General features: G+C 59.2%; 22 protein-coding genes. 11 read left to right on the top strand and 11 right to left on the bottom strand.

Annotation, left to right across the window (positions count from 1 at the left end; all coding sequences use genetic code 11):
* Nucleotides 1-47: 47 nt before the first annotated feature.
* From FGO67_RS06055 to FGO67_RS06040, 4 genes are all read right to left on the bottom strand, one after another.
* The gene (locus FGO67_RS06055) at nucleotides 48-1988 is read right to left on the bottom strand and encodes a methyl-accepting chemotaxis protein (RefSeq protein ID WP_203299765.1); all 1941 of its coding nucleotides are present in this window, start codon (nucleotides 1986-1988) and stop codon (nucleotides 48-50) included.
* Nucleotides 1989-2118: 130 nt separating this feature from the next.
* Nucleotides 2119-3633 (bottom strand): DUF5666 domain-containing protein, encoded by a 1515-nt coding sequence (locus FGO67_RS06050; protein WP_203299764.1) that lies wholly within the window; start codon nucleotides 3631-3633, stop codon nucleotides 2119-2121.
* Between the two features lie 76 nt (nucleotides 3634-3709).
* A complete protein-coding gene (locus FGO67_RS06045; RefSeq protein WP_203299763.1) occupies nucleotides 3710-4558 on the bottom strand; it encodes a DUF6502 family protein in 849 nt (282 codons plus the stop codon).
* Nucleotides 4559-4639: 81 nt separating this feature from the next.
* Nucleotides 4640-6097 (bottom strand): DUF5666 domain-containing protein, encoded by a 1458-nt coding sequence (locus FGO67_RS06040; RefSeq protein WP_203299762.1) that lies wholly within the window; start codon nucleotides 6095-6097, stop codon nucleotides 4640-4642.
* Between the two features lie 202 nt (nucleotides 6098-6299).
* Here FGO67_RS06040 and FGO67_RS06035 point away from each other — a divergent pair, with 202 nt between their 5' ends.
* A complete protein-coding gene (locus FGO67_RS06035) occupies nucleotides 6300-6473 on the top strand; it encodes a DUF6435 family protein (protein ID WP_203299761.1) in 174 nt (57 codons plus the stop codon).
* Nucleotides 6474-6490: 17 nt separating this feature from the next.
* Here FGO67_RS06035 and FGO67_RS06030 read toward each other — a convergent pair whose 3' ends face one another.
* Together FGO67_RS06030 and FGO67_RS06025 are read right to left on the bottom strand one after the other, a co-directional pair.
* Entirely contained in the window at nucleotides 6491-6850 is a 360-nt protein-coding gene (locus tag FGO67_RS06030) for a chaperone modulator CbpM (protein WP_203299760.1), read from the bottom strand.
* A 15-nt stretch (nucleotides 6851-6865) separates the two neighbouring features.
* Entirely contained in the window at nucleotides 6866-7843 is a 978-nt protein-coding gene (locus FGO67_RS06025) for a DnaJ C-terminal domain-containing protein (protein WP_203299759.1), read from the bottom strand.
* A gap of 244 nt (nucleotides 7844-8087) precedes the next feature.
* Here FGO67_RS06025 and FGO67_RS06020 point away from each other — a divergent pair, with 244 nt between their 5' ends.
* Nucleotides 8088-9281 carry an MFS transporter gene (locus FGO67_RS06020; RefSeq protein WP_238942282.1) on the top strand — a complete coding sequence of 398 codons (1194 nt, stop codon included), beginning with the start codon at nucleotides 8088-8090 and terminating at the stop codon, nucleotides 9279-9281.
* Between the two features lie 12 nt (nucleotides 9282-9293).
* Here the strand turns inward: FGO67_RS06020 and fba are convergent, their stop codons facing one another.
* The 4 genes from fba to tkt form a co-directional block, all read right to left on the bottom strand.
* Nucleotides 9294-10358, bottom strand: coding sequence for a class II fructose-bisphosphate aldolase (gene fba, locus FGO67_RS06015; protein WP_203299757.1), 1065 nt, complete (start codon nucleotides 10356-10358; stop codon nucleotides 9294-9296).
* Nucleotides 10359-10563: 205 nt separating this feature from the next.
* Nucleotides 10564-11727, bottom strand: coding sequence for a phosphoglycerate kinase (locus tag FGO67_RS06010; RefSeq protein WP_203299756.1), 1164 nt, complete (start codon nucleotides 11725-11727; stop codon nucleotides 10564-10566).
* 29 nt (nucleotides 11728-11756) lie between these two features.
* Nucleotides 11757-12788, bottom strand: a complete 1032-nt coding sequence (gene gap / locus FGO67_RS06005) for a type I glyceraldehyde-3-phosphate dehydrogenase (RefSeq protein ID WP_203299755.1) — start codon at nucleotides 12786-12788, stop codon at nucleotides 11757-11759.
* A complete protein-coding gene (tkt, locus tag FGO67_RS06000; RefSeq protein WP_203299754.1) occupies nucleotides 12788-14788 on the bottom strand; it encodes a transketolase in 2001 nt (666 codons plus the stop codon). Before tkt ends, gap begins: the two co-directional genes overlap by 1 nt.
* 225 nt (nucleotides 14789-15013) lie before the next feature.
* Here tkt and FGO67_RS05995 point away from each other — a divergent pair, with 225 nt between their 5' ends.
* The 7 genes from FGO67_RS05995 to FGO67_RS05965 all read left to right on the top strand — a co-directional run bounded on the left by FGO67_RS05995 (nucleotide 15014) and on the right by FGO67_RS05965 (nucleotide 22181).
* Nucleotides 15014-16009, top strand: a complete 996-nt coding sequence (locus FGO67_RS05995) for an ArsR/SmtB family transcription factor (RefSeq protein ID WP_203299985.1) — start codon at nucleotides 15014-15016, stop codon at nucleotides 16007-16009.
* A 155-nt stretch (nucleotides 16010-16164) separates the two neighbouring features.
* Nucleotides 16165-17355, top strand: coding sequence for a methionine adenosyltransferase (gene metK, locus FGO67_RS05990; RefSeq protein ID WP_203299753.1), 1191 nt, complete (start codon nucleotides 16165-16167; stop codon nucleotides 17353-17355).
* A 65-nt stretch (nucleotides 17356-17420) separates the two neighbouring features.
* Nucleotides 17421-18815 carry an adenosylhomocysteinase gene (ahcY, locus tag FGO67_RS05985; protein ID WP_203299752.1) on the top strand — a complete coding sequence of 465 codons (1395 nt, stop codon included), beginning with the start codon at nucleotides 17421-17423 and terminating at the stop codon, nucleotides 18813-18815.
* A 12-nt stretch (nucleotides 18816-18827) separates the two neighbouring features.
* Complete coding sequence (gene metF / locus FGO67_RS05980; RefSeq protein WP_203299751.1) at nucleotides 18828-19697, top strand: methylenetetrahydrofolate reductase [NAD(P)H]; 870 nt, start codon at nucleotides 18828-18830, stop codon at nucleotides 19695-19697.
* Between the two features lie 225 nt (nucleotides 19698-19922).
* On the top strand, nucleotides 19923-20681 hold the full coding sequence (locus FGO67_RS05975) for a transporter substrate-binding domain-containing protein (RefSeq protein ID WP_203299750.1): 759 nt from the start codon (nucleotides 19923-19925) through the stop codon (nucleotides 20679-20681).
* Nucleotides 20682-20749: 68 nt separating this feature from the next.
* A complete protein-coding gene (locus FGO67_RS05970; protein ID WP_203299749.1) occupies nucleotides 20750-21421 on the top strand; it encodes an ABC transporter permease subunit in 672 nt (223 codons plus the stop codon).
* A gap of 13 nt (nucleotides 21422-21434) precedes the next feature.
* Nucleotides 21435-22181 carry an amino acid ABC transporter ATP-binding protein gene (locus FGO67_RS05965; protein WP_203299748.1) on the top strand — a complete coding sequence of 249 codons (747 nt, stop codon included), beginning with the start codon at nucleotides 21435-21437 and terminating at the stop codon, nucleotides 22179-22181.
* Between the two features lie 64 nt (nucleotides 22182-22245).
* On the opposite strand, the gene FGO67_RS05960 is transcribed toward FGO67_RS05965, so the two are convergent.
* A complete protein-coding gene (locus FGO67_RS05960; protein ID WP_203299747.1) occupies nucleotides 22246-22743 on the bottom strand; it encodes a DUF2505 domain-containing protein in 498 nt (165 codons plus the stop codon).
* Between the two features lie 170 nt (nucleotides 22744-22913).
* Between FGO67_RS05960 and FGO67_RS05955 the strand changes: the two genes are divergently transcribed.
* Both FGO67_RS05955 and FGO67_RS05950 read left to right on the top strand, forming a co-directional pair.
* Nucleotides 22914-24263, top strand: a complete 1350-nt coding sequence (locus FGO67_RS05955; RefSeq protein WP_203299746.1) for an adenosylmethionine--8-amino-7-oxononanoate transaminase — start codon at nucleotides 22914-22916, stop codon at nucleotides 24261-24263.
* Nucleotides 24264-24278: 15 nt separating this feature from the next.
* On the top strand, nucleotides 24279-25019 hold the full coding sequence (locus FGO67_RS05950) for a 16S rRNA (uracil(1498)-N(3))-methyltransferase (RefSeq protein ID WP_203299745.1): 741 nt from the start codon (nucleotides 24279-24281) through the stop codon (nucleotides 25017-25019).
* The last annotated feature ends 144 nt before the right edge of the window (nucleotides 25020-25163 follow it).

Genomic DNA, 25163 nt, shown 5'->3' with positions numbered 1-25163 from the left:
AAAGTGCCCGATCTTGTTCACCCTGCCCGAGTTAAACCCGGAACTGGTTAAACCCGGAACTGGGAAGCTTTAGCCTGAAGCGCTGCCAGCAACTCACCAATCTTCTGACTGGCATTGTCAGACCGGTGGATGGCTTCAACGGTGGTTTCGGACGAACGGGCGATGTCCTCGACACTGACGCTGACCTTGCCGGCATGACGCCCTTCCTGTTCGGCGACTGAGGAGATAGTCAGCGCCCGCTCCTGTAGGTTGCCCAGCAACTGATTGATCTCCTCGAAGTGCTCGTCGGCCTTGCGGAACTCGGTTGAGGAATCGGCAACCTGTCCCGACACCTGATCGATCACCGACACTGCCTCATGGCTGCCACGCTGCAGGCGCGCAATGATGCCTTCGATTTCCGTGGTGGACTCCTGGGTACGGCTGGCCAGCGTGCGCACCTCATCCGCCACCACGGCAAAGCCGCGACCGGACTCCCCGGCCCGCGCCGCTTCTATTGCGGCGTTTAGTGCCAGCAGGTTGGTCTGTTCGGCAATCGCGCCAATCACCGACAGCACCGACGTTATCTCGGTGCTCTGAGTGTTGAGCGCGTTCACCGCCTCAACCGCTTTCTCAACCTGTCGCACCACCGCATCCAGACGCTCACGCACATCCCGGGAGATCTCGGCCGTGGCCTCGCTCTCGGCGCCGATGGTCTGCACCGAGCCAGCTACTTCCTGAATGCTGTCCGCCACTTCCGAGATACTCTGTGACATGGCGGCCATGGTTTCGGACACCTCAGCCACTTCCCGCTGCTGATGATTCACCGCAGCAACTGCGTCCTGGCTGATCTCGCCCTGCTCCCGGGCCTGACCGGCGGCAGATTCGGCAGACGCCTTCACATCGGACACCAACTCCTGAATCCGGGCAATGAACTGGTTCATGCCGCGCGCCATTTCGGTCAGCTCGTCCTTGCCTTTGAGGGATACCCGGCGGGTCAGATCGGCCTCGCCGTCGGCGATATCCCAGATCGCAGTATTCAGTCGAAACACCCGGGGCAAGAGTCCGCCGCCCAACACCAGCGCCATCAGCAGGATCAGAACCACGACCGACCCGATAGCCAGCAGGGAAAGATTTGCCGCAAGACTGGAAGCCTCGACATTCAGGGCTTCTACCGTGCTTTGAATTCTGGACTGGGTGTCCGCGTCCATTCCGGACAATTGCTGCTGAAGACGCTGATTAACCTGCTCGGTCTCCGATTCCAGCGTGTCGCGCAACGCATCGATACTACCGGTGATGGTGGCGCTGAATTCTTGCTCCAGAGCGGTCAGGTCTCGATTGATCCCCTCCAGCGATAAGCCCAGTTTTAACTGGCCAATTGCTGACCCCTGAGGCGCAATGTCGGCCGTGACGATCACGACATTGGGGTCACGACTTGCCGCATCCAGGACACGATTTGCCGCACCACGGCCCTCACCCTGCCCCATTAAGGTGCGCACTCGGTCATCCGTCCGGTCCACATAGCGGGTCAGGCGATCGCCGTACTGGTCGTAATAAACCGCGAACAACACCGATTCGCGGGCGTCCGCCAGCTCTACCAGATCGGTCAGGCGGGGCACATCGCGATCCCAGATCAGCGGGGCAGCAACCGCCGCAAGTACGTCGGCCAACCCCTGAGCTTCCGCCATTACGGCAGAACGGACATTCCCTGCAACGCGTTCCTGCTGAGCGGTCTGCTGACGGGTGAGCTCGGCAGACAGCTCCTCCGTGGTTGTCTGCCGCATGGTCTGCAGGCGGGAGCGGACATCTTCGCGGGTGTTACCGAAGGAGGCACTGACCTGCCGGCTGCTGGCCTCAAGGGCGGCCCCTGCGGTGTCGACCAAACGCTCGACCTGACTGGAAATCAGCCATTGGCTGACGACCACCTGAACCAGGCCGGCAACCACCAGAACGATGAACACCGGCCGAAGCAGACGGCTCGAGATCAGCCGCTGCAGGGAATGAAATGACATACGGACTCCGCTAGCGTGTGTGCTTGGTGCTTCCTCTGCAACCGATACAAGCATCCCTGCTGTGCTTGTTTTCCGTATGTATAGCAAAACCCGGGCCGGATTGGGCCGTATTTATGTACGGGTTTTGTAGTCAGTCGTCATCGTTTTCCTCAAGCTCAATTTCGACGGCCGTGAAATTGTTCCCGTCCCGCGAATATTCGACCTCCAGAACCAGCACCTCACCATTGCCAAAACGGCTAATGATGTCGGCCTGAGAATTGTCGGCATAGCTTGCGGAAGTGGCGTCGATGGTCACACCGAGGATCGTAATGGCGCTGGGGGAGATAGCGGCAAGCTTGCCCTCCAGCTCATACTGGTTTCGATCAGCGGGACTGGTGAGTTCATCGTCCACCTCGACTTTCAGCGCTTCGATAAAGACCTCGGTGCCCTGCTGCTTCTCGACGCCCTCGACTTCTACGGTCGTGGTGCCGATGGGCAAGGTCTCGAACGATATGTCGGAGCCATCTTCAACAGTCAGCGCCGTGGTCGGTAACACCCGCACTTCGACACCGCCAATGACGAAAGCGTTGTCTGCGGCCGAGGTAATCACGCCCTCAACTTTGGCATTGCCGTCCCGAAGCTCGATTTCCTCAGCCTCGACCACGGTATCCGACAGGAACTGCCCCTCAACCTGGACCAAGAGCCCTTCGTTCAGATCCGAGACCTCCAGGTCGTCGTCCAGTTCGGTGGCGTCCGTCACTCTGACGGTCAGTTCCCCAATGCGGAACTCTCCGGGCCGTGCGGCGGTCCCGGACGGGCTATAGGAGGTATCGATGGTCGCGGTCAATTGAATGTCGTCGCCGGCATTGCGGCTGAACCGGCGGGCGTCGTCCCGGTCGATGCTACTGGCGGTCAACACGGTGCCAGCCAGACTGCCCTCGACTTCGAGCACGGTGGTGGTGGTCAGATCCGATTCGGTCAGCCCGGAACCGAAGTTAACACTCAACTCATCGTACTCGACGGTGATGGTGCCGATGGTGAACCGGTTCTGTGAGGTATCCACTGCGGATACCCTGCCCTCCAGTTCCACGTCGGTGGCATTCACCGCGATCGTTTCGATGTAGCCGGCTCGGTAGGAGCCATCAGGCTGGCGCCAAGCGCTTACGCGCACATGATCGCTGATGGCCGCACCGCTGAGCAGGGTGGCATAGGTGGTGCCGCGCACCACGGTCTGACGGTCAACCAGCACCGTCTGGCCCATGACCGTCAGGGTTACGAATTCACCGGCACCGCTTGGATCGGCATCCACCTGATCCACCGGGCCACGCAGGGTATCGTCGTAGATCAGCCGATCAGCAGTGCCGGTGCCATCATCGCGCCACTGGCCTTCGATCCGGAGAATCATGCCCTTGCTGAGATCGGTCTCAAACTCAATGCCATCGTCGCTTTCCACCGTCTGGTTCGGAATGCCGTCGGTGCTGAACTTAACCCCGTTGACGAACACGCTCCCGAATCCTGAAACCGGCCCAACGCTTGAGCCGGTGCCCCGGATGCCACCATCGGCAACGCTCAGGCCGCCACCACCGCCTCCGCAGGCGGAGATCACGCCGAAAGCGACTGTGCCGGCGGCCAGCCCGAAAATACGGTTGCGGAGTTGCCGTTTCATACCTGTTCTCTCCCGTCCCGGCGTTACTGGCCGGTCACTGTTAAGTGGCATCACTCAAGCCCTGTAGTGAATGCCGTTATTTCTGTTTTGAGCCTTTGCCGGCGCGTTCTTCGAACATGAATATGCCGACACCGGTGCGGACGGAATCCACGCACTCGCTGTCAGGCTTGTGCCCGGAAATATCCCGATCGTGCGGCCCCAGCCATCTATCCAGCTGTTCCAGCAATGCTTGGGACTGGGCAGCGGCGTGCTTGCGCCAGCGGTCCATTACTTCCGGCGGGATGTTGTTGTAGGTCAGGGTTCTCTGAAACCGTGGCGGCTGCCCGGATTCGTCGCGAACCAGGTTGTGATCAATGGTTGCGATGAGATCGGAGACGTCCTCGCCGAAAATCTGGAGCATTTCCTCGCTGTCTCCGGCCGGTACATACGCCCTCTGTTGCAGCGCCAGCTTGCCCGATTCCGCATCCACCGAAACCACGCCGACCCGCAGCAGCTCATCGAGCACGGCCCGGGGTGGCATATCACCGCTAAACCGTTTGACCAGTTCGCTGAAGCTCAGCTGTCCGTCGAAGGCCAGCATGGCTGGCTCTCCGTCTTTGGTCTGAAAGGCCGCATCGTGGACCCAGCCCGACACCACCCGCGATGCCCGGTTGGCATGCAGCCCATCGCCCGCTCCCGGGCTCTGCCCTACCAGAATCTCCCGCTGACGCTTTACTTCCTTGCGGGTCAGCCCGGTCATCACGGCCGCGCGGGAATCCGTGGGTTTGCGACGGCCGTCGTCAAAATCCTCGAGGGCGGCCTCCACGTAGGCGCGCTTCACCAGCTCTGAGAATTCCCCGAAGGGAATGCCGTTCCTGAGCAGCAACCTCGCCAGAGGACGCAGAATGCGGTAGAGCGCTTGATTTAGGGGGGTGGTCTTTTTCATATTTGGGATTGTATTCCCATAGCGATTGGAAAAGCCAGAAATCCTGGCCGGCGTATACCGGCCAGGATTGGCACTCGCTGCTTAACCCTCAGAGCTGTCGCCACTGCTATCGACTTCGACATTGCCGGTCAGTTCGTACTGCCCGCCAGTGGTCAGGCGATAGCCGATTTCCACTTCATCACCCACCTGGGCCCCGGACAGGCTGAAGTTACTGCGCAGCACCTCAAGGTTCATGATGGTAATGGAATCGGTGCCAATTACGGTTACCCGGGCTTCGAGTTCGAAATCGCCATCCTCATCGCTGTCTTCGCGCTCGATGCTGATGGCTTCGAGGAACCCACCCTCAGTGCCTTGCTGGCGGCCTTCAACCTCCAGATAGTCACCCACCTGCAGACTCTCGATGTCCTGGGCACGGCTACGGCGGCTATCCTCGCCGCTGTCGTCGTCATCGATCAGGGTATTGCCGGTTAACTGAACGCGCACCCCACTCACGATCATGGATTCGTTGTCCAGATCGATGGATTCAATACGGCCATCCAGCTCGGCGTCAGACTCCCGGCCCTCGATCTCTTCGGCAACCAGAACGCCGTTGACCGCTTCCCCTTCCACTTTCACGAACAGTCCATCGGCAAGGCTGTCTGCCCCGAGATCGTCGAATTCGGTATCGCCGTTGATTTGTACCCGGACCCCATTCAGGGAGAACCGGCCGCTGGCGGCGTCGAAGTCGTAGATGGTTCCGGAGATCTCGACGTCGTCATCGTTATCAAACAGATCGTCCTCATCGTCGATTTCCTCGGCTATGATGGTGGTGCCGTCCAAGAAACCTTCAACTTCCACGACAATGTCGTTGGCCAGATCGTCCAGGGAGAAGTCGTCATCGCCGACCGCGCTGGTGTAATTAATCAGGAAGCCATTGATGGTGAAGGTTTCGGCGCTGGCGTCCAGATTGGCGACGACACCCTCGATTTCGACCTCATTGACGTCATCAAAGTCGTCTCCTAACGCCCGAGCACCAACATAGCTCGCACGGAAGCTGCCATCGTCCATACGCCAGCCACTGATTCGGACCCGGTAGCCTGTTGGGTTGCCGGCAATGACCGTTGGCGTGGCGCCACGGAACACCGTTTTGCTATCCAGAGTGACAGTCTGGCCGAGCAGCGTCAGGGTGCCGGTACTGGCCAATTCGTCCCAAGTCATCGCTGAAACCGGGCCGCGGAGGGTGTCGTCGTAGGTGATCTGGTCCGCGCGGCCCTCGCCCCGATCGTCCCAGTCTCCATCGATCTTGAGGATCATGCCTTTTTCAAGCTGGTCTTCTCGGCTCAGGCCATCGTTGCTCACCACACTGCCGTCGGTTTCAAACCGGGTGCCGTTGACATAAACACTGCCAAAACCCGAGACAGCGCCAACACTGGAGCCTGAAGAGCTGCCACCACCGGAGGAACTCCCCGAGCCGCCACCGCCGCCGCACGCGGCAATGGCCCCAACCAGGGAGCCGGTCATGATCAGTTTCACTGCGATTGCTAAGGGTTTGCGCTTCATCGTTCTTCTCCAGTGTTATCGGGCGACGGTAGGCAGTCAGGGATAAACCAACCACTAAAATGGGATTATTTTCCCAAACCATCTTTTGGGAATTTAATCCCATTATTCGTCGGTGTCCAGTTTTTGATCATGAAATTTTTGTGATCTTTACGGCCGTGCGGCCGTAGATGTATGAGTAATCACACAATACAGGCGGAAAATCATGCTGGGATTTTTGAAAGGTGATCCAAAGAAAAAGCTGCAGAAAGCCTATGAAGCGAAACTGGAAAAGGCTCTGCATGCCCAACGCAATGGAGACCTCCGCACTCACGGGACGCTGATGGAAGAGGCCGAGAAGATCTACGCGGAAATTGAACAGCTGTCCAACAAGAAGTGACTCAGGGCGTTCGCCCGTTAACCGCCGCCCTGATCCGTGGACAGGTCAGCCAGTTGCTGACGCAGGCGACTGATGTCGCGCCGCATGGATTCCACCTCGTCTAGTAGCTCCAGCGACATTGCCAGGCCTGGCAGGTTCAGCTTCAGATCCCGCTGCAGGCGGATAGCCTTGTGCAATCGCATCAGGGCCACCAGATCAAACTCCCAGCTCTGCTCCGGTGTCTCGGACGTGGATTCGATGGGTTCAATAATGCCGTAGCTAACCATTTTGACGACCAGCTCCGCGTGACACTCTCCGCGCTCGCACATCTCCCGGAGAGAAAATGTTGCCCTGGATGCAGTCACATCTATGGTGAACACCGACTCATTTCTGGCCATGCTGTCACTCCTGGATTACAGGTGCAGCTTGCTGCGTGGATTGAACGGTTGTTCGGCGTCCGCCAGCTTCTGGTAAAGCTGCTCCGCCTCCTTGCTGTGTTGCTCCGGCATCACGATCTGAAGCGTGACGATCTGGTCGCCAGGGTGTTTTCCGGGCAACCCCTTACCCTTGAGTCTCAACTTGCGACCGCTGGACGAGTTTTTCGGAACTTTCACCGTGACCCTGGACCCTACGGTCGGTACGGTAATGCTCGCCCCCAAAGCCGCTTCCCAGGGCGCCACCGGAACCGTCACCAAAACATCCCGGCCCTCCACGGTGAAGGTGGGATGTGGCGCCAACTCGATTTCCAGCAACAAGTCGCCGGCTTCGCCGCCGCCAAAGCCCGGTGAGCCCTGCCCCTTCAGGCGCAAATGCTGGCCTTCGCGCATGCCAGCAGGAATCTTGACGTTCAGGGTCTTTTGCCGCGGCCTTACCCGCCCCTGTTTATCCGCCTCGTGCACGGTAAACGTCACTTTCTTTTCACAGCCCTGAAAAACCTCCTCCAGGAACAAGGCCAGCCGGGCGTGCACATCCTCACCCCGCATGCGCATGTCTCGTTGAAAGCCGCCGCCACCGAAACCGGCGCCCGAGAAACCACCACCACGGCGACCGCCGCCAAAGATCTGCTCGAAGAAGTCGCTGAACTCGCGGGTATCCGCATCGGTGTAGCCACCACCGCCAAAGCCAGAGGCACTTTGCCAGCCCGGCGGCGGCTGGAAGGAGCCATCGGCCCGGGTGCCGTATTGACGAAGCTGGTCGTATTCCGCCCGTTTTTCCGGGTCTTTAAGAACCTCGTAGGCCTCGCCCACATCCTTGAACTTGTCGGCGGCTTTGTCTTCTTTGCTGACGTCTGGATGGTATTTGCGGGCCAGTTTTCGATAGGCCTTTTTGATCTCCTCGGGGGAGGCAGACTCACTCACACCGAGCGCGGCGTAATAGTCCTTGAAGTCCATATTGTTCCCCAAACACGACCAACGATTGAATTCTCTTACCCATTAACGTTTGAGAGCGGTCTGTCCCTGATACTTATAGTTGTCGTTGATTCCAGAAATACAAGCAACAGGTTTGCGTTACTTGCGGTGGATCAATCGGCGTATCACTGTGGTTGCCCTTATGGCCGTTCCTGGCCTGAAGGGCCAAACTGTCGGGTTTCGCCAGACAGACCGTAACAGGGGAGTTTTTTTGACCAGCGCATCGATGACCCGTCTCCAGATTTTTCTGATCGAATTCGCTTTGGCACTAGGCGGTTTTGCGATTGGCACCGGGGAGTTTGCCATCATGGGCCTGATGCCCAACGTGTCCCAGGATCTCGGCGTGACAGAGCCACAAGTGGGTCACCTCATCAGTGCTTACGCGCTGGGTGTGGTGGTCGGCGCCCCGGTTCTGGCGATCATCGGCGCCCGCTTTTTCCGGCGTCAGTTGCTGATCTGGCTGATGGCGTTCTACGCGGTAGGAAATCTAGCCAGCGCCCTGGCAGACGATTACACCGGGGTGATGATTGCCCGGTTCGTCGCCGGTTTGCCCCACGGCGCCTATTTTGGCATCGCGTCCCTGGTGGCGGCATCTCTGGTTCCTGCCCATCAGCGAGCCAAAGCGGTGGCCAGGGTGATGATGGGCCTGACCCTGGCACTGCTGTTGGGTAATCCGCTGGCCGCATGGCTCGGTCAGTCCCTGGACTGGCGTTACGTGTACGGGTTTGTTGGACTGATTGCGGTGGTTACCCTCACCATGGTGATCTCGGTACTGCCGCCGGATCCAAACGAGCAGCGCCAGGGCTCCCTGAGTGAGATCCGCGCGTTCAACAAGCCCGGCATCTGGTTCGCACTGGCCATCGGCGCCATCGGCTTTTCCGGCATGTTCGCGGTGTTGAGTTATCTGGCACCCACGCTGCTGGAGGTTACCGAGGTGGCGCCATACTGGATCCCTATCGGTCTGGCAGTGTTTGGCCTCGGCGGCTTCATTGGCAACCTGCTGGGGGGCTGGCTGTTTGACCGGCTGGGGTTCCGTGCGGTGGGCGTGATTCTGCTGTTGAGCGCCTGCATCCTGCTGGCGTTCCCGTCCACCACAGGTTCCCTGCCGGCCTTGCTGGCTGCCTGTTTCCTGGTAGCCATGATGGGCGCGCTGGGGCCGGCGTTGCAGACTCACCTGATGGACGTCGCCCATGGCGCGCAAACCCTGGCGGCGGCCTCACACCACGGCGCCTTCAATCTCGCCAACGCCCTTGGGCCCTGGCTGGCCGGCATGGCGATCACCGCCGGCTATGGCTGGTCATCCACCGGCTATGTAGGAGCAACCACGGCGGCCATCGGCCTGGCTATTTTCCTGGCGGCCTGGCGCCACAACGAAAAAGGCCTCCGCAATGCGGAGGCCTATCAGACGTCGGTCTCTTAAGCTCTGCCGAGCTTATTTGACCTTCGGATCCAGCTCGCCGGAGGCGTAACGCTCGAACATCCGTTCAAGGTTGATCGGCTTGATCCGGCTGGCGTTACCGGCAGTGCCAAAGGCTTCGTACCGGTCGATGCACACGTCCGTCATGGCCTTCATGGTGGCCTTCAGGAATTTGCGCGGATCGAACTCGGCCGGGTTTTCGGCCAGGAAGCGACGGGTCGCGCCAGTGCTGGCCAGACGCAGGTCGGTGTCGATGTTGACCTTACGCACGCCGTGCTTGATACCCTCCACGATTTCCTCAACCGGAACGCCGTAGGTTTCCGGGATCTGACCACCGTATTCGTTGATGATCTTCAGCCACTCCTGGGGTACGGAGCTTGAGCCGTGCATAACCAGGTGGGTGTCCGGGATGCGGGCGTGGATGGCCTTGATCTGGTCGATGGCCAGGATGTCACCAGTCGGCGGACGGGTGAACTTGTAGGCGCCGTGGCTGGTGCCAATGGCGATGGCCAGGGCATCAACGTGGGTCTTCTTGACGAAGTCGGCGGCTTCTTCCGGATCCGTCAGCATCTGGCTGTGATCCAGGGTGCCTTCTGCACCGATACCGTCTTCTTCACCGGCCTGACCGGTTTCCAGTGAGCCCAGGCAGCCCAGCTCGCCTTCAACAGAAACGCCACAAGCGTGGGCCATTTCTACGGTGCGGCGAGTAACGTCGACGTTGTACTCGTAGTCGGTCGGGGTCTTGCCGTCTTCACCCAGGGAGCCGTCCATCATCACGGAGCTGAAGCCCAGCTGGATGGAGCGCTGGCAAACGGCTGGGCTGGTGCCGTGATCCTGGTGCATGGCAACCGGGATGTGCGGGAACTCTTCAATAGCCGCGAGGATCAGGTGGCGCAGGAATGGCGCTCCGGCATACTTGCGGGCACCGGCAGACGCCTGAACAATCACCGGGGAGTCGGTCTTGTCAGCCGCTTCCATGATGGCGCGCATCTGCTCGAGGTTATTGACGTTAAAGGCTGGCACACCGTAACCACGCTCGGCGGCGTGGTCCAGCATTTGCCGCAACGAAATCAGGGCCATGGGTTGTCTCCTTGCTTGGATTTACAGGTTTAGAAACTGGTTTTGCAGACTTGGGAGTCTGCTGCGGACGGTGGGGCTACAAGCTCGCGGAACCGCTACGAGCACGTCCATGTGCGCTTCTCTCCGGCCATCCTTGGCCTCCGAGATTCCACGAGCTTGTAGCCCCACCCTCCTTGCGATTCTTGCTTTTCGGTTTAACCGATTATTACTCGGCGCCGCGTTCTTCCAGTACAGCGACTGCCGGCAGGGTTTTGCCCTCTACGAACTCCAGGAAGGCACCGCCACCGGTGGAAATGTACGAAATCTTGTCAGCTACGCCGTATTTGTCAACGGCCGCCACCGTGTCGCCACCGCCGGCCAGTGAGAAGGCGTCGCTGTGGGCAATGGCGTTGGCCAGGGCCTTGGTGCCGTTACCGAACTGATCGAATTCAAAGACGCCAACCGGACCATTCCAGAGGATGGTCTTGGCATCTTTCAGAACCTTGGCGAAGCGACCGGCAGTGACCGGGCCAACGTCGAGGATCATGTCGTCTTCGGTCACGTCTTCGATGTTCTTGGTGGTTGCGGTCGCTGTTTCGGCGAACTCGCTGGCAACCACGACATCAACCGGCAACGGGATTTCGACCCGGGCGGCGATGTCCTTGGCGGTGTCGATCAGGTCGTGCTCGCACAGGGACTTGCCAACCGGATGACCAGCCGCGGCCAGGAAGGTGTTGGCGATGCCGCCACCGACGATGATCTGGTCGCACACTTTCTCAAGGGCATTCAGTACGTCCAGCTTGGTAGACACCTTGGAACCGCCAACAATGGCGACTACTGGCTTGGCCGGTTTGTCCAGGGCCTTTTCCAGGGCTTCGAGCTCGGCGGCCAGTAGCGGACCGGCACAAGCTTCCGGCGCGAACCGGGCAACACCGTGGGTAGACGCCTGGGCACGGTGGGCGGTGCCGAAGGCGTCCATTACATAGACATCGCACAGGGCGGCGTATTGCTTGGCCAGTGCTTCGTCGTCTTTCTTTTCGCCTTTGTTGAAGCGGACGTTCTCAAACAGCACCACTTCGCCGTCAGCGACTTCAACACCGTTCAGGTAATCTTTGATCAGGCGAACGTCCTGACCAAGAACACCGGAAAGATGATCCGCAACCGGCTTCATGGAAGAGGCTTCGTCGTACACGCCTTCTTCCGGACGACCCAGATGGGACATCAGCATGACCTTGGCACCTGCCTCCATGGCCGCCTTGATGGTGGGCAGTGACGCGCGGATACGGGCGTCGCTGGACACCTTGCCGTCTTTGACTGGCACGTTCAGGTCTTCGCGAATCAGAACCCGCTTGCCGGCAAGGTTCAGGTCGGTCATTTTCTTAATGGCCATAGTGTTCGTCCCTTCAACAAAATTTCAGATTAAGAATGATGGGTTAACCAGCTCTTGCTGACGTCGAGCATACGGTTCGCAAAGCCCCACTCATTGTCGAACCAGCACAATACTTTCACCATGGTTCCGCCCGTGACGCGGGTCTGGCCGCCATCCACCACGCCGGAATGGGCATCGTGGTTGAAATCGGAGCTGGCCAGCAGTTCGTCGGTGTATCCCAGAATACCCTTCAGTGAGCCGGCCGCTGTCTTCTTCAGCAGCTCATTGACGGCTGTCACGTCGGTGGCCTGAGCAACGCTCACTACCATATCAATGGCGGAGACATTCAGGGTAGGGACCCGCATGGCTACAGAACTGAACCGGCCGTGCATGTGCGGCAGCAATCGCTCTATGCCCCGGGCAAGCCCGGTATCGACCGGCACGATGTTATGCAGGGCGCTACGGGTTCGTCGCAAATCCTGGTGATGGTAGGCATCGATAACCGGCTGGTCGTTCATCGCCGCATGGATGGTTGTCGTGGTGCCATGCTCGACACCAAAGGCCTCATCCAACACCTGAATGACCGGCACCAGGCAGTTAGTGGTGCAGGAACCAGCAGCCACTATCCGGTCGGTCGCGGCGATCTGGTCTTGGTTGATGCCGAAGACCACGGTGCGATCGACGTCTGATTCCGCGGGCTGTGAAAACAGCAGGCGCTTGGCGCCGGCATCCAGGTGACGCTCGGCTGTGGCCCGGTCGGAGTATGCACCGGAGCATTCGAGGACCAGATCGACATCGAGCTGATCCCACGGCAGCTCGGCCGGTTCCGTGTGGCTGAGCACCCGAATGGGATCGCCATTGACGATCAGGTCCTGGCCTTGCACCTCGATCTCGCCCCGAAACCGGCCATGAGTGGAATCATAACGGGTCAGGTGGGCGATGGTGTCGATGTCCGAGAGTTCGTTGATCGCGACCACCCGCAGGTGATCGCGAAAACCGTTTTCATAAAGCGCACGCAACACGCACTGACCAATGCGGCCGTACCCGTTGATGGCAATTCGAAACGGCGCGGACTTGGTCATCAGGCTTCCAGCAGTTCTGAGGCCACTTCCAGCACGTTGTCGACGGTGAAGCCGAACTCTTTGAACAGCTCACCGGCCGGCGCAGATTCGCCGAAGGTGGTCATGCCCACAATGCGTCCGTCCAGACCCACGTACTTGTACCAGTAGTCAGCAATGGAGGCTTCGATGGCAACGCGATTGGTGACATCCAGCGGCAGAACCTTTTGCTTGTACTCGGCGCTCTGGGCATCGAATACGTCGGTGGAGGGCATGGAAACCACACGAATGCTCTTGCCCTGCTCCCGCAGCTTGGCGGCAGCATCCTGTGCCAGGCCTACTTCAGAACCGGTGGCGATCAGGATCAGCTCGGGGCTGCCTTCGCTGTCGGACAGGATGTAACCGCCCTTGGCCACATCGGCCAGCTGCTGGGCATCACGTGCCTGGGCCGGCAAACCCTGGCGTGAGAACACCATGGCGGTCGGGCCATCGTTGCGCTCCAGTGCTGCTTTCCAGGCGACCGCAGATTCAACGGTGTCGGCCGGGCGCCAGGTGCTCATGTTCGGCGTGGTACGCAGGCTGGCGAGCTGCTCAACCGGCTGGTGCGTGGGGCCATCTTCGCCCAGGCCGATGGAGTCGTGGGTGAAGACAAAGATCGAACGCTGCTTCATCAGGGCCGCCATACGCACGGCGTTGCGGCAGTATTCCATGAAGATCAGGAAGGTGGCGCCATAGGGCACAAAGCCACCGTGCAGGGCGATGCCGTTCATGATGGCGGCCATGCCAAACTCACGCACACCGTAATAGATGTAGTTGCCGCTGGCGTCTTCTTTGGTCAGACCTTCGACGCCACTCCAGATAGTCAGGTTGGAACCGGCCAGGTCGGCGGAACCGCCCAGCAGTTCCGGCAGCAGCGGCCCGTAGGCGTTCAGGGTGTTCTGGGAGGCCTTACGGCTGGCGATGGTCTCGCCCTTGTCTTGGCACTCCTGGATGTACGCCTGGGCTTTTTCTGAGAAATCGGCAGGCAGCTCGCCGGCCATCCGGCGCTTGAACTCAGCCGCCAGCTCTGGCTCAGCCTGCTCGTAAGCGGCAAACTTCTGTTCCCACTCGGACTGGACAGCCTGACCTTTCTCGCGGGCGTTCCAGGCGGCAGCAATGTCAGACGGAATTTCGAAGGCGCCGTGTTCCCAGCCCAGTTGCTCGCGGGTCAGGGCGATTTCGTCTTCGCCCAGCGGAGCGCCGTGGCAGCTTTCTTTACCCTGTTTGTTCGGAGAGCCGAAACCAATCACGGTCTTGCAGCAGATCAGTGTTGGCTGCTCGGTGTTGGCACGGCCAGCTTCGATGGCGGCGCGGATGGCGTCGGCATCGTGGCCATCAACGGCCGGAATGACTTGCCAGCCGTAGGATTCGAAACGCTGCGGGGTATTGTCGGTGAACCAGCCGTCCACTTCACCGTCGATGGAGATGCCGTTGTCATCGTAGAACATGATCAACTTGCCAAGCCCCAGGGTGCCTGCCAGCGAGGAGACTTCGTGGGAGATACCTTCCATCAGGCAGCCATCGCCCAGGAACGCATAGGTGTAGTGGTCCACGATGTCATGGCCCGGACGGTTAAATTGCGCGGCCATGGCCTTTTCAGCAATCGCAAAACCAACTGCGTTGGCAATGCCCTGGCCCAGCGGCCCGGTGGTCGTCTCAACACCCGGCGTGTAGCCGTACTCCGGGTGCCCCGGGGTCTTGGAGTGCAGTTGACGGAAGTTCTTCAGATCCTCGATGGAAACGTCATAACCGCTCAGGTGCAGCAGCGAATACTGCAGCATGGAGCCATGCCCGTTGGACAGCACGAAGCGGTCACGGTTGGCCCACTGAGGGTTGGCCGGGTTGTGGCTCAGGTAATCGTTCCACAGCACCTCGGCGATATCCGCCATACCCATGGGCGCACCCGGGTGGCCGGACTTGGCTTTCTGAACCGCATCCATGCTCAGCGCGCGAATGGCGTTGGCGAGATCTTTACGAGACGGCATTGACGTTTCTCCAGTATTTTTCAGGAAAGAATTCGAACTGCTCAAAAAAGAGGCGCGTATTTTCGCCGATTACTGTGTGCCGGGGCAAATCGGCATACCCCTATTGTTGAAAACTACGGCTGTGGATTCCCGAAACGGACTGATTTCAAAGAATGATAAATCTATATCAAAATTTTTTGATATGGCTATTGAATGACCACCCGAAGCCACCTACACTTCGCAGCCATGACATCCATGAACACGCACGCGAACGAAAAGTCCTCTGTGGACGCCCTGGCCCCGATCTTCAAAGCAAGCGGGGATCCATTGCGCCTGGAGATTCTGCGCGTGCTGCGCCGGGACACCTTTGGCGTGCTGGAGCTGAGCCAGCTATTCGATATGCGCCAGTCCGGCATGAGCCACCACTTAAAGGTGATGCACAAGGCTGGCCTGCTGGAGCCCCAGCGGGAAGGCAACGCCATTTTTTACCGTCGCCCCCTACACCTGGACAGCGACAAGCTGACGGATCACACCATCCGCCAGATCTTTGAAACCGTCGACAAGGTGCCTCTGCCGGTGCACCTGCAGGCGAAGATCGATGCCATCCGCACCCAGCGGGCGGATCAGTCGCAGGTGTTTTTTGCCCGGCATTCGGATCAATTCCGCGAGCAACAGGAACTGATTGCGGCCTTCGACCTGTACGCCGAGCCGGTAGCGGAACTGCTGCGCAAGCGCGCCACCCGGCAGCCGTGGCAAACCACCCTGGAAATAGGCCCGGGTGAAGGCGCCTTCCTGAAGGTGCTGTCGGAGCTGTCCGGTCATGTCGTTGCACTGGATAACAGCCGGGACATGCTGGCCAAGGCCACCCGTACCTGCATCGATCAGCGACTTAATAACGTCGACCTGATTGAGGGCGTCACCGATACCCTGCTGGCCCGGGGCGATGCCTTTGATCTGGTGGTCGCCAACATGGTGCTGCACCACGTGCCCAGCCCGGCGGATATTTTTCTGGACGCGGCGGCACTGATGAATAACAGCGGCTGCTTGGTGATTAGCGAACTGTGCAGCCACGACCAGGACTGGGCCAAGGAAAACTGCGGTGACCTCTGGCTCGGCTTTGAGCCGGAAGAGCTGACCGCCTGGGCGTCGGAGGCAGGATTAAAGGCAGGCGAACAACTGTTCATCGGCCTTCGGAACGGATTTCAGATACAGGTTCGGGAGTTCTGGAAGACCACGGACTGACAGAAACCCGCGTCCACATCAGTGAATATCAAAAAACTTTGATATGGTCGTACGTAGTATTACGTACACCAAGCAAGATCAACAACACGACCGCCGGTATTGGTCGCGCGACACGCACCGGCACGAATATGAATCGCTCACAGAGGAGCAACTTTATGTCTGATTACAGCATCTTTACTTCCGAGTCGGTCTCCGAAGGCCATCCGGACAAACTGGCCGACCAGATTTCCGATGCGGTACTGGACGCCATCCTGACCGAAGACCCCCATGCCCGCGTTGCCTGCGAAACCATGGTCAAAACCGGCGTGGCCATCGTCGGTGGTGAAATCACCACCAGCGCCTGGGTCGACCTGGAAGATCTGGTGCGTGGCGTAATCAAGGACATTGGCTACACCTCCTCCGACGTAGGCTACGACGGCGACACCTGTGGCGTTATCAACATCATCGGCAAGCAGTCCGTCGACATCGCCCAGGGCGTTGACCGTAAAAAGCCTGAAGATCAGGGCGCCGGCGACCAGGGCCTGATGTTCGGCTACGCCAGCAACGAAACCAGCGTGCTGATGCCGGCACCGATCACCTTTGCTCACCGTTTGGTTGAGCGCCAGGCCGAAGCCCGCAAGAGCGGTCTGCTGCCGTGGCTGCGCCCCGACGCCAAGAGCCAGGTTACCTGCCGCTATGAGAACGGCCGGGTAACGGGTATCGATGCCGTGGTTCTGTCCACCCAGCACGACGAAGACGTCAGCCAGGCGGACCTGAAAGAAGCGATCATGGAGCTGGTGGTCAAGCACACCCTGCCGGCCGAACTGCTGCACGAGGACACCCAGTTCCACATTAACCCGACCGGCAAGTTTGTGATTGGCGGCCCGGTGGGCGACTGCGGCCTGACCGGACGCAAGATCATTGTCGACACTTACGGCGGCATGGCCCGTCACGGTGGCGGCGCATTCTCGGGCAAGGACCCGTCCAAGGTTGACCGCTCCGCCGCCTACGCTGGCCGTTACGTTGCCAAGAACATCGTGGCCGCCGGGCTGGCCGACAAGTGTGAGATTCAGGTGTCCTACGCCATCGGTGTGGCACAGCCTACCTCTATCTCCCTCAACACCTTTGGTACCGGCAAGATCAGCGACGACAAGATCATTCAGTTGGTGCGCGAGCACTTTGACCTGCGCCCCTATGCGATCACCAACATGCTGGATCTGCTGCACCCGATGTACCGCGCCACTGCGGCCTATGGCCACTTTGGTCGCGAGCCATACGAGATGACCGTGGGCGGCAAGACCTTTACCGCGTTCCCGTGGGAGAAGACCGACCGCGCAGCCGCACTGAAAGATGCCGCTGGTATCTAAACCAATTTCAGGCGTATGTCAGACGGCATACGCCCAAGTTAAGACACGACTGACAGGAGAACACCATGAGCACTCCCGCAGAACAACTGAAGAATTTCGACGACTACAAAGTCCGTGATATTTCCCTGGCCGACTGGGGCCGTAAGGAAATCAAGATCGCCGAAGGCGAAATGCCCGCCCTGATCGCCCTGCGAGAGAAATATAAGGCCGAGCAGCCACTGAAAGGCGCCAACATCATGGGCTGCATCCACATGACCATCCAGACCGCCGTGCTGATTGAGACGCTGGTTGAGTTGGGCGCGGATGTTCGCTGGTCATCCTGCAACATCTTTTCCACCCAGGACCAGGCTGCCGCAGCCATCGCTGCCCGGGGCATTCCGGTCTTTGCCTGGAAAGGCGAAACCGATGAAGAATACGACTGGTGCCTCGAGCGCACTGTCGGTGCTGACGTGGATGGCTGGCAGCCGAACATGATCTTGGATGACGGCGGCGACCTGACTGCCCTGCTCCACGAGAAATACCCGGAAATCCTGGCTAACTGCCACGGCGTTACCGAAGAAACCACCACCGGTGTGCACCGCCTTCAGGAAATGCTGCGCGACGGCACCCTGAAAGTGCCGGCCATCAACGTCAACGATGCCGTCACCAAGGCCAAGAACGACAACAAATACGGTTGCCGTCACAGCCTGAACGACGCCATCAAGCGCGGCACCGACCACCTGATGGCCGGCAAGAAAGCGCTGGTGATTGGCTACGGTGACGTGGGCAAAGGCTCCGCCGCTTCCCTGCGCCAGGAAGGCATGATCGTGAAAGTCACCGAAGCGGATCCGATCTGCGCCATGCAGGCGTGCATGGACGGCTTCGAGCTGGTCTCGCCGTACATCAATGGCGTGAACACCGGGACCGAAGCCGGCGTTAACCGCGACCTGCTGCAGAACACCGACCTGTTGGTCACCACTACCGGCAACATGAACGTGTGCGACTCGCACATGCTCAAGGCCCTGAAGTCTGGTGCTGTCGTGTGCAACATCGGTCACTTCGACAACGAGATCGATACTGCCTACATGCGCAAGAACTGGGAGTGGGACGAAGTGAAGCCGCAGGTACACGTGGTGTATCGCGACAAGGCCGCCAACGATCACCTGATCCTGCTGTCTGAGGGTCGCCTGGTGAACCTGGGCAACGCCACTGGCCACCCGTCGCGGATCATGGATGGCTCTTTCGCCAACCAGGTTCTGGCGCAGATCTACCTGTTCGAGCGCAAGTTCGCCGACCTGCCGGAAGATGCCCGTGAAAAGGGCGTGTATGTACAGGTTCTGCCCAAGCATCTTGACGAAGAAGTGGCCCGTGCAATGGTCGAAGGCTTTGGTGGCGTGATCACCAAGATGACCCCGGAGCAGGCCAAATACATCGGTGTACCGGTCGAAGGCCCGTACAAGCCAGAAAGCTACAAGTACTGATCGGACGGCAGCATGGAAAGTCAGAAACAGTTCAAGCGTCGCTTCAGTTTCGAGTTCTTCCCGCCCAAGACTGACCAGGGCAAGGAAAAGCTGCAAACTGTGCGTAACAAGCTGGCCGAGGTGAACCCGGATTTCTTCTCGGTCACCTTTGGTGCCGGCGGTTCCACCCGAGACCGCACCATTGAGACCGTGGTCAACCTGCACAAGCAGGGCATCTCCACAGCGCCTCACCTTTCCTGCGTGGGCGGAACCCGCCAGGAGATCGGCGAACTGCTGGATGTGTATAAGGAAAACGGCATCAACCGCATCGTCGCCCTGCGGGGCGACATGCCCTCGGGCATGGGTGCGGCCGGCGAGATGCGCTACGCCAATGAACTGGTGGAGTTTATCCGCGAGCACAGTGGCGACACCTTCAACCTGGAGGTGGCCGCCTACCCGGAGTTTCATCCTCAGGCCCGCAGTGCCGAAGATGATCTGCAGAACTTTGCCCGCAAGGTGAAGGCTGGCGCCAACAGCGCCATCACGCAGTATTTCTTCAATGCGGACAGTTACTTCTACTTTATCGACCGTCTGGAGAAGATGGACGTCACCATTCCGGTGGTGCCGGGCATCATGCCCATCATCAACTTCTCCAACCTGGTGCGGTTCTCAGACATGTGCGGTGCCGAGATCCCACGCTGGATTCGCAAGCAGCTGGAAGCTTACGGCGATGACAGCGACAGCATCCGCAAGTTTGGCGAAGAAGTGGTAACTGACATGTGTGAAAAGCTGCTCAAGGCCGGCGCGCCAGGGCTGCATTTTTACACCCTGAATCAGGCCGAGCCCAGCCTCAGCATCTGGAAGAACCTCGGGATCAGCGAGCAGGAAAAAATCTCCTTCTGAATTCCGGTTAGCGGTCGGGGCGTCTGCCCCGATTGCTTTCCATTTCTACCCGACGCTGTCTCCAAATCCTCCAAGCATTTGATTTCCTGAAATTCCTTTGGCATTACGCTAAGGTGTACGGGACGCAGTTCCCAAAACGCTCCCCGGAATTCACGGTCACCAGCCGTGCTGTTCGGACTGCCTTACCCGGCGGACGGAGCACCAATAAAAGAAACAGGAGAAAGCATGAACACGAAATGGCTGAAAACAATTGGCGCTAGCCTGGCACTTACCCTGGCCGCTGGAACCGCAAGTGCAGAAACCCTGCGCGTCGTCACCGACCCGAGCTTCGTACCCTTCGAGATGATGGACCAGGAAACCGGCGAAATGATCGGTTTTGACATGGACATCATTGCCGAAGTCGCAAAGCGATCCGGTTTCGAATACGACCTGAACACCATGGACTTCAACGGCATTATCCCGGCCCTGCAAACGGGTAACGTCGATATCGCCATCGCCGGCATGACCATCACCGAAGCCCGCGAAGAGATCGTTGATTTCTCCAACCCTTACTACGATTCGGGCCTGCGCCTGCTGGTCCCCAAGGGCAACGACGACATCAAGGTGCTGGAAGACCTGGAAGGCAAGAAAATCGGCTCCAAGATTGGCAGCACGAGCTATGACTTCCTGATGAAGAACCTGGACGACAACTCTGGCGTCACCCCATATCCGGGCAGTGCCGACATGTACCTGGCCCTGATGTCTGGCGCCGTTGACGCCGTATTCTACGATGCCCCGAACGTTGGCTACTTCGCCCGTACCAAGGGCAGTGGCAAAGTTGAAACCGTTGGCCCGATGTACGAAGGCCAGCAATACGGCATTGCTCTGAAAGCCGGCAGCGAGTGGCTGGACGAAGTCAACGCCGCACTGGCGTCGATGATGGAAGACGGCACCTACAAATCCATCTATGAGAAGTGGTTCGGCACCCTGCCCGAAGGCAAGTAAACCTGCGACCACCACCGGCCTGATACGCAGGCCGGTGATTCCCTTCTCATTGATTGGAGAATACCACTGTGGAGTTCCAGTTTGAGTTCGACTGGCAAGCCGCCATCGACTCCATTCCGTTTTTGATTAAAGGGATCCCCTATACCCTGCTGATTTCTTTCGGCGGTCTGCTGATTGGTTTTTTACTGGGCATTCTCTTTGGCTTGCTCAGCATCAACAAGAGATGGTTCCTGCGCTGGCCGGCCACCGCCTACATCGAGATTTTTCGGGGCACCCCGATCCTGGTGCAGGTTCTGTTTATTTTCTACGGTTTGCCCGACCTGATCGGTGGCCCCATCGACCCGCTGGTTGCGGGTATTGCGGCTATCGCCCTGAACTCCGGCGCCTACATTTCGGAAGTGGTTCGTGGCGGCGTGCAATCCATCGCCAAAGGCCAGACCGAAGCCGGCCTGTCACTTGGCCTGTCCCGTAGCCAGACCTTCTGGTCTATTGTGTGGCCCCAGGCTCTGCGCCGGATGATCCCGCCACTGGGCAACCAGGCCATCGTCAGCATCAAGGACACCTCGCTGTTCTCGGTAATTGGTGTCGGCGAGCTGGTACGCCAGGGTCAGATCTACATTGCCAACACCTTCACGGCGTTTGAGGTGTATTTCGTGGTCGCGATCATGTATCTCGGCATTACCCTGTCGCTATCCCTGATCCTGCGCCTGATTGAGCGGCGTGGACTGGCCTCTGTCTGAAGGAACGCTGATCATGACTGATATCGTACAAATGAAGGGCATGAACAAGTACTTCGGCAAGCTGCATGTCCTGAAAGACATCGACCTGACCGTTGCCAAGGGCGAAGTGGTGGTCATCATCGGGGCCAGTGGCTCCGGCAAGTCGACCCTGATTCGCTGCGTGAATGGTCTGGAAGAGTTCGAATCCGGCCATCTGACCGTGGACGGACATCCGCTCGCTCCGAAGAGCGGCAACCCGAAATCCCTGGCCGAGATCCGCAAGGAAGTCGGCATGGTGTTCCAGCAATTCAATCTGTTCCCGCACCTGACGGTGAAGAAGAACATCATGCTGGCCCCCAAAAAGGTCAAGGACACTTCGGAAACCGTGGCTAATGCCACCGCCGAGCGGCTACTGAACCGGGTAGGCATTGGCAACCAGGCCGACAAATACCCGAGCCAGCTCTCCGGCGGCCAGCAACAGCGGGTGGCCATTGCCCGTGCCCTGGCCATGGAACCGCGACTGATGCTGTTCGATGAACCTACCTCGGCACTGGACCCGGAAATGATCGGTGAAGTGCTGGACGTGATGCGTGAACTGGCCAAAGAAGGCATGACCATGATGGTCGTCACCCACGAAATGGGCTTCGCCCGGGAAGTGGCCGACCGCGTGATCTACATCCACGAAGGCCAGATTGTGGAACAGGGCAAGCCGGACGATGTGTTCGACAACCCCCAGAACGAACGCACTCAGGCGTTCCTGTCGCGGGTGCTGGCGCACTGACGCCAGCGTTCAACGCTCGCTTAAAAGCCCTGCCTCATTGGTGGGGCTTTTTTATGGGCGCCGTTCAATCCTGCTGCAGCAGCCGGCGCGTGGCCTGGTACTCCTCCTCAATCTTGATAAGGGAATCCTCGGCCAGAAATTTGGCAAGCTTCTTACCTATCAATGGCAGATCACTGCGCACCTTCAGATTGACCTGATTGGTGCAGGACTGGCCATCACCCTTGAGCTTCATAATGCCCCGGATTTTGGCCGGCACTCCGTCGATGCGAACCCGGAACTCGCAATGCCACTCGTCTTCACTCTTTCGGAACCAGTGCTCATCCTGGCTGACCTCGTTCCACTCCCGATGAAAGCTGGCCAGAATCGACGGAACGTCAGTGGAACTGGTGACCTCCCGTTCGATGACTATCCGCGCCGAGGCTTCATCGAGAATCAGCTCCCGGACCTTCACGTTGCGAGACCCGTCCCGCGTGTTCTTTTCCAGAATCCGGTCCCGACTGAAAAACGTGCCCAGCACGTCGCTCAAACCCGCGTCGTATGGGTGTGTTAACTCAAGCTCCATAACAACCTCCTATTAAGATTTACCGGATTGTCCTGTGCCATCGGAACAGCCGCATTGGCCGGCAGGTCGAAGGAGCCTGGCAAGGTGGTCAGCCGGCGCCGTTAACTGTAATATTCGCCGGGGTTAACAGCCGATTAATCCAAACCTGACAGTCTGACCGGAGATACTCCATGCGCAACGCCGATCTCGTCGCCCGCGGCCTCAAATCCGTGTGGCACCCCTGCACCCAGATGAAAGACCATGAGACCCTGCCGTTGGTCCCCATCAAGCGGGGCGAAGGCGTCTGGCTGGAAGATTTCGAGAACAACCGCTACATCGACGCGGTCAGCTCCTGGTGGGTAAACCTGTTCGGCCACGCCAATCCGCGCATCAACGCCGCCATCCAGGACCAGATCAGCCAGCTGGAGCACGTGATCCTGGCGGGCTTCACCCACGAGCCGGTGGTGAACCTGTCCGAGCGACTGATTGAAGTAACCCCTGAAGGCCTGAACAAATGCTTCTACGCCGATAACGGTTCTTCTGCCATTGAGGCGGCGCTGAAGATGAGCTTTCACTACTGGAAGAATCACGGCAAACCGGGCAAGAAGAACTTCGTCAACCTGAGCAACAGCTACCACGGTGAAACCCTGGGCGCGCTGGCGCTGGGCGACGTGGCGCTGTACAAGGACACCTACCAGCCGTTGCTGATGGAAGTGCTGACCGCGCCCTCCCCGGATGCCTTCAATAAGGAAGCTGGTGAAACCGACGAAGCCTATGCCCTGCGCCAGTTCGAGGCCATGGAAAAGCTGCTGGCCGAGAAACACGACGAAATCTGCGCGGTGGTGGTGGAACCGCTGATCCAGTGCGCCGGCGGCATGCGCATGCACCACCCGATCTACCACACCAAACTGCGCGAAGCCTGTGACCGCTACGGTGTGCACCTGATCGCGGACGAAATCGCCGTTGGCTTCGGCCGTACCGGAACCCTGTTCGCCTGCGAGCAGTCCGGCATCACACCGGACTTCATGTGCCTGTCGAAAGGCCTGACGGCAGGTTACCTGCCACTGTCGGTAGTGCTGACCACGGACAACGTCTACAACGCCTTTTACGACGACTACGAAACCCTGAAAGCCTTCCTGCATTCACACAGCTACACCGGCAACCCGATCGGCTGCGCCGTGGCACTGGCCACACTGGACATCTTCCGGGACGACAACGTGATTGAGCACAATCGCCGACTTTCCGCCTGCATGGCCGAATCGGTAGCGCACCTGGCCGACCACCCTAACGTGGGCGACATCCGCCAACACGGCATGACCCTGGCTGTGGAAATGGTCAAGGATAAAGCCTCGAAAACCCCTTTCGCCTGGCAGGAACGGCGCGGCCTGCGGGTATATCAGCATTCACTGACCCGTGAAGCCTTGCTTCGCCCCCTGGGTAATGTGGTTTACTTCATGCCGCCTTACGTCATCACCGAAGACCAGATTCGCCATCTGGCCCAGGTCGCGACCGAGGGCATCGATATCGCCGTTAGGGACTGACCAGGAAAGACAGGCATGCGCATCCCCAGAATCTATACCGACTCGCCACTCAGTGAAGGCGTGACAACCGACCTGGACGACAACGCTGCCCAGCATGTCGGAAGGGTGCTGCGCATGCAGCCAGGCCAGGAATTGCGCCTGTTCAATGGCGACGGCCAGGACTACCCGGCCACCATTACAACCGCTGGCAAAAAACAGGTGGAAGTAGTGGTGGGCACCCCGGAACCCAACGCCACCGAATCGCCCCTGGAAATCGTACTGGGCCAAACCCTCTCCAAGGGCGACCGCATGGATTATGCGGTGCAGAAAGCCGTGGAAATGGGGGTTACCCGCATTGTGCCCCTGACCACCGAACGCTGTGATGTAAAACTCAAAGGCGACCGGGAGGACAAGCGCCTGCGCCACTGGCAATCCGTGGCCGTCAGCGCGGCCGAGCAATGCGGCCGGGCCCGGGTGCCTGAGATCCTGCCGGTAATGACGATTCAGCAGTGGCTGGACCACAGCCGCGACTGCGACGCCCGGCTGGTTCTGCATCACCGCACCGAACAATCTCTGAGCGCCATGACCAAGCCCGGCCGCGTTGCCCTGATGATCGGCCCGGAAGGCGGTTTGTCCGCGGATGAAATTGCCCTCGCCGAACAAGACGGCTTCCTGCCGGTAGCTCTCGGCCCCAGGGTTTTGCGCACCGAAACGGCCCCGGTTGCCGCCATGGCCCTGTGCCAGTGGTTATGGGGCGATATTGGAAACGAAGCCTGACGACTCCAATGCCCGCCGCCTTTCGGCAGCCAAGTCATTGACAGTACTCGCTGCGAACAACATTATCGCTGACTGGAGGGCCTTACCCCCTAGCCTGGGCGACCCTGTGGAAAGCCTTCTCCAAAACTGTGCGGAGCCATGGAT

Origin of the sequence: Marinobacter sediminum, assembly GCF_016820575.1 — a bacterium.
Classification (GTDB): Bacteria; Pseudomonadota; Gammaproteobacteria; order Pseudomonadales; family Oleiphilaceae; genus Marinobacter; species Marinobacter sediminum.
This window is presented reverse-complemented; position numbering and strand designations above follow the sequence as displayed.

Bases quoted from the DNA above. Each gene is read 5' to 3' on its own strand.
- FGO67_RS06040 (WP_203299762.1), bottom strand. From the start codon at position 6,097: ATGAAGCGCAAACCCTTAGCAATCGCAGTGAAACTGATCATGACCGGC.
- FGO67_RS06035 (WP_203299761.1), top strand. From the start codon at position 6,300: ATGCTGGGATTTTTGAAAGGTGATCCAAAGAAAAAGCTGCAGAAAGCC.
- FGO67_RS06050 (WP_203299764.1), bottom strand. From the start codon at position 3,633: ATGAAACGGCAACTCCGCAACCGTATTTTCGGGCTGGCCGCCGGCACA.
- FGO67_RS06010 (WP_203299756.1), bottom strand. From the start codon at position 11,727: ATGGCCATTAAGAAAATGACCGACCTGAACCTTGCCGGCAAGCGGGTT.
- FGO67_RS05995 (WP_203299985.1), top strand. From the start codon at position 15,014: ATGACATCCATGAACACGCACGCGAACGAAAAGTCCTCTGTGGACGCC.
- FGO67_RS06025 (WP_203299759.1), bottom strand. From the start codon at position 7,843: ATGGACTTCAAGGACTATTACGCCGCGCTCGGTGTGAGTGAGTCTGCC.
- tkt (WP_203299754.1), bottom strand. From the start codon at position 14,788: ATGCCGTCTCGTAAAGATCTCGCCAACGCCATTCGCGCGCTGAGCATG.
- FGO67_RS05965 (WP_203299748.1), top strand. From the start codon at position 21,435: ATGACTGATATCGTACAAATGAAGGGCATGAACAAGTACTTCGGCAAG.
- metF (WP_203299751.1), top strand. From the start codon at position 18,828: ATGGAAAGTCAGAAACAGTTCAAGCGTCGCTTCAGTTTCGAGTTCTTC.
- fba (WP_203299757.1), bottom strand. From the start codon at position 10,358: ATGGCCCTGATTTCGTTGCGGCAAATGCTGGACCACGCCGCCGAGCGT.
- FGO67_RS05955 (WP_203299746.1), top strand. From the start codon at position 22,914: ATGCGCAACGCCGATCTCGTCGCCCGCGGCCTCAAATCCGTGTGGCAC.
- FGO67_RS06020 (WP_238942282.1), top strand. From the start codon at position 8,088: ATGACCCGTCTCCAGATTTTTCTGATCGAATTCGCTTTGGCACTAGGC.
- FGO67_RS05950 (WP_203299745.1), top strand. From the start codon at position 24,279: ATGCGCATCCCCAGAATCTATACCGACTCGCCACTCAGTGAAGGCGTG.
- gap (WP_203299755.1), bottom strand. From the start codon at position 12,788: ATGACCAAGTCCGCGCCGTTTCGAATTGCCATCAACGGGTACGGCCGC.
- FGO67_RS06030 (WP_203299760.1), bottom strand. From the start codon at position 6,850: ATGGCCAGAAATGAGTCGGTGTTCACCATAGATGTGACTGCATCCAGG.
- FGO67_RS05975 (WP_203299750.1), top strand. From the start codon at position 19,923: ATGAACACGAAATGGCTGAAAACAATTGGCGCTAGCCTGGCACTTACC.
- FGO67_RS06055 (WP_203299765.1), bottom strand. From the start codon at position 1,988: ATGTCATTTCATTCCCTGCAGCGGCTGATCTCGAGCCGTCTGCTTCGG.
- FGO67_RS05960 (WP_203299747.1), bottom strand. From the start codon at position 22,743: ATGGAGCTTGAGTTAACACACCCATACGACGCGGGTTTGAGCGACGTG.
- metK (WP_203299753.1), top strand. From the start codon at position 16,165: ATGTCTGATTACAGCATCTTTACTTCCGAGTCGGTCTCCGAAGGCCAT.
- ahcY (WP_203299752.1), top strand. From the start codon at position 17,421: ATGAGCACTCCCGCAGAACAACTGAAGAATTTCGACGACTACAAAGTC.
- FGO67_RS06045 (WP_203299763.1), bottom strand. From the start codon at position 4,558: ATGAAAAAGACCACCCCCCTAAATCAAGCGCTCTACCGCATTCTGCGT.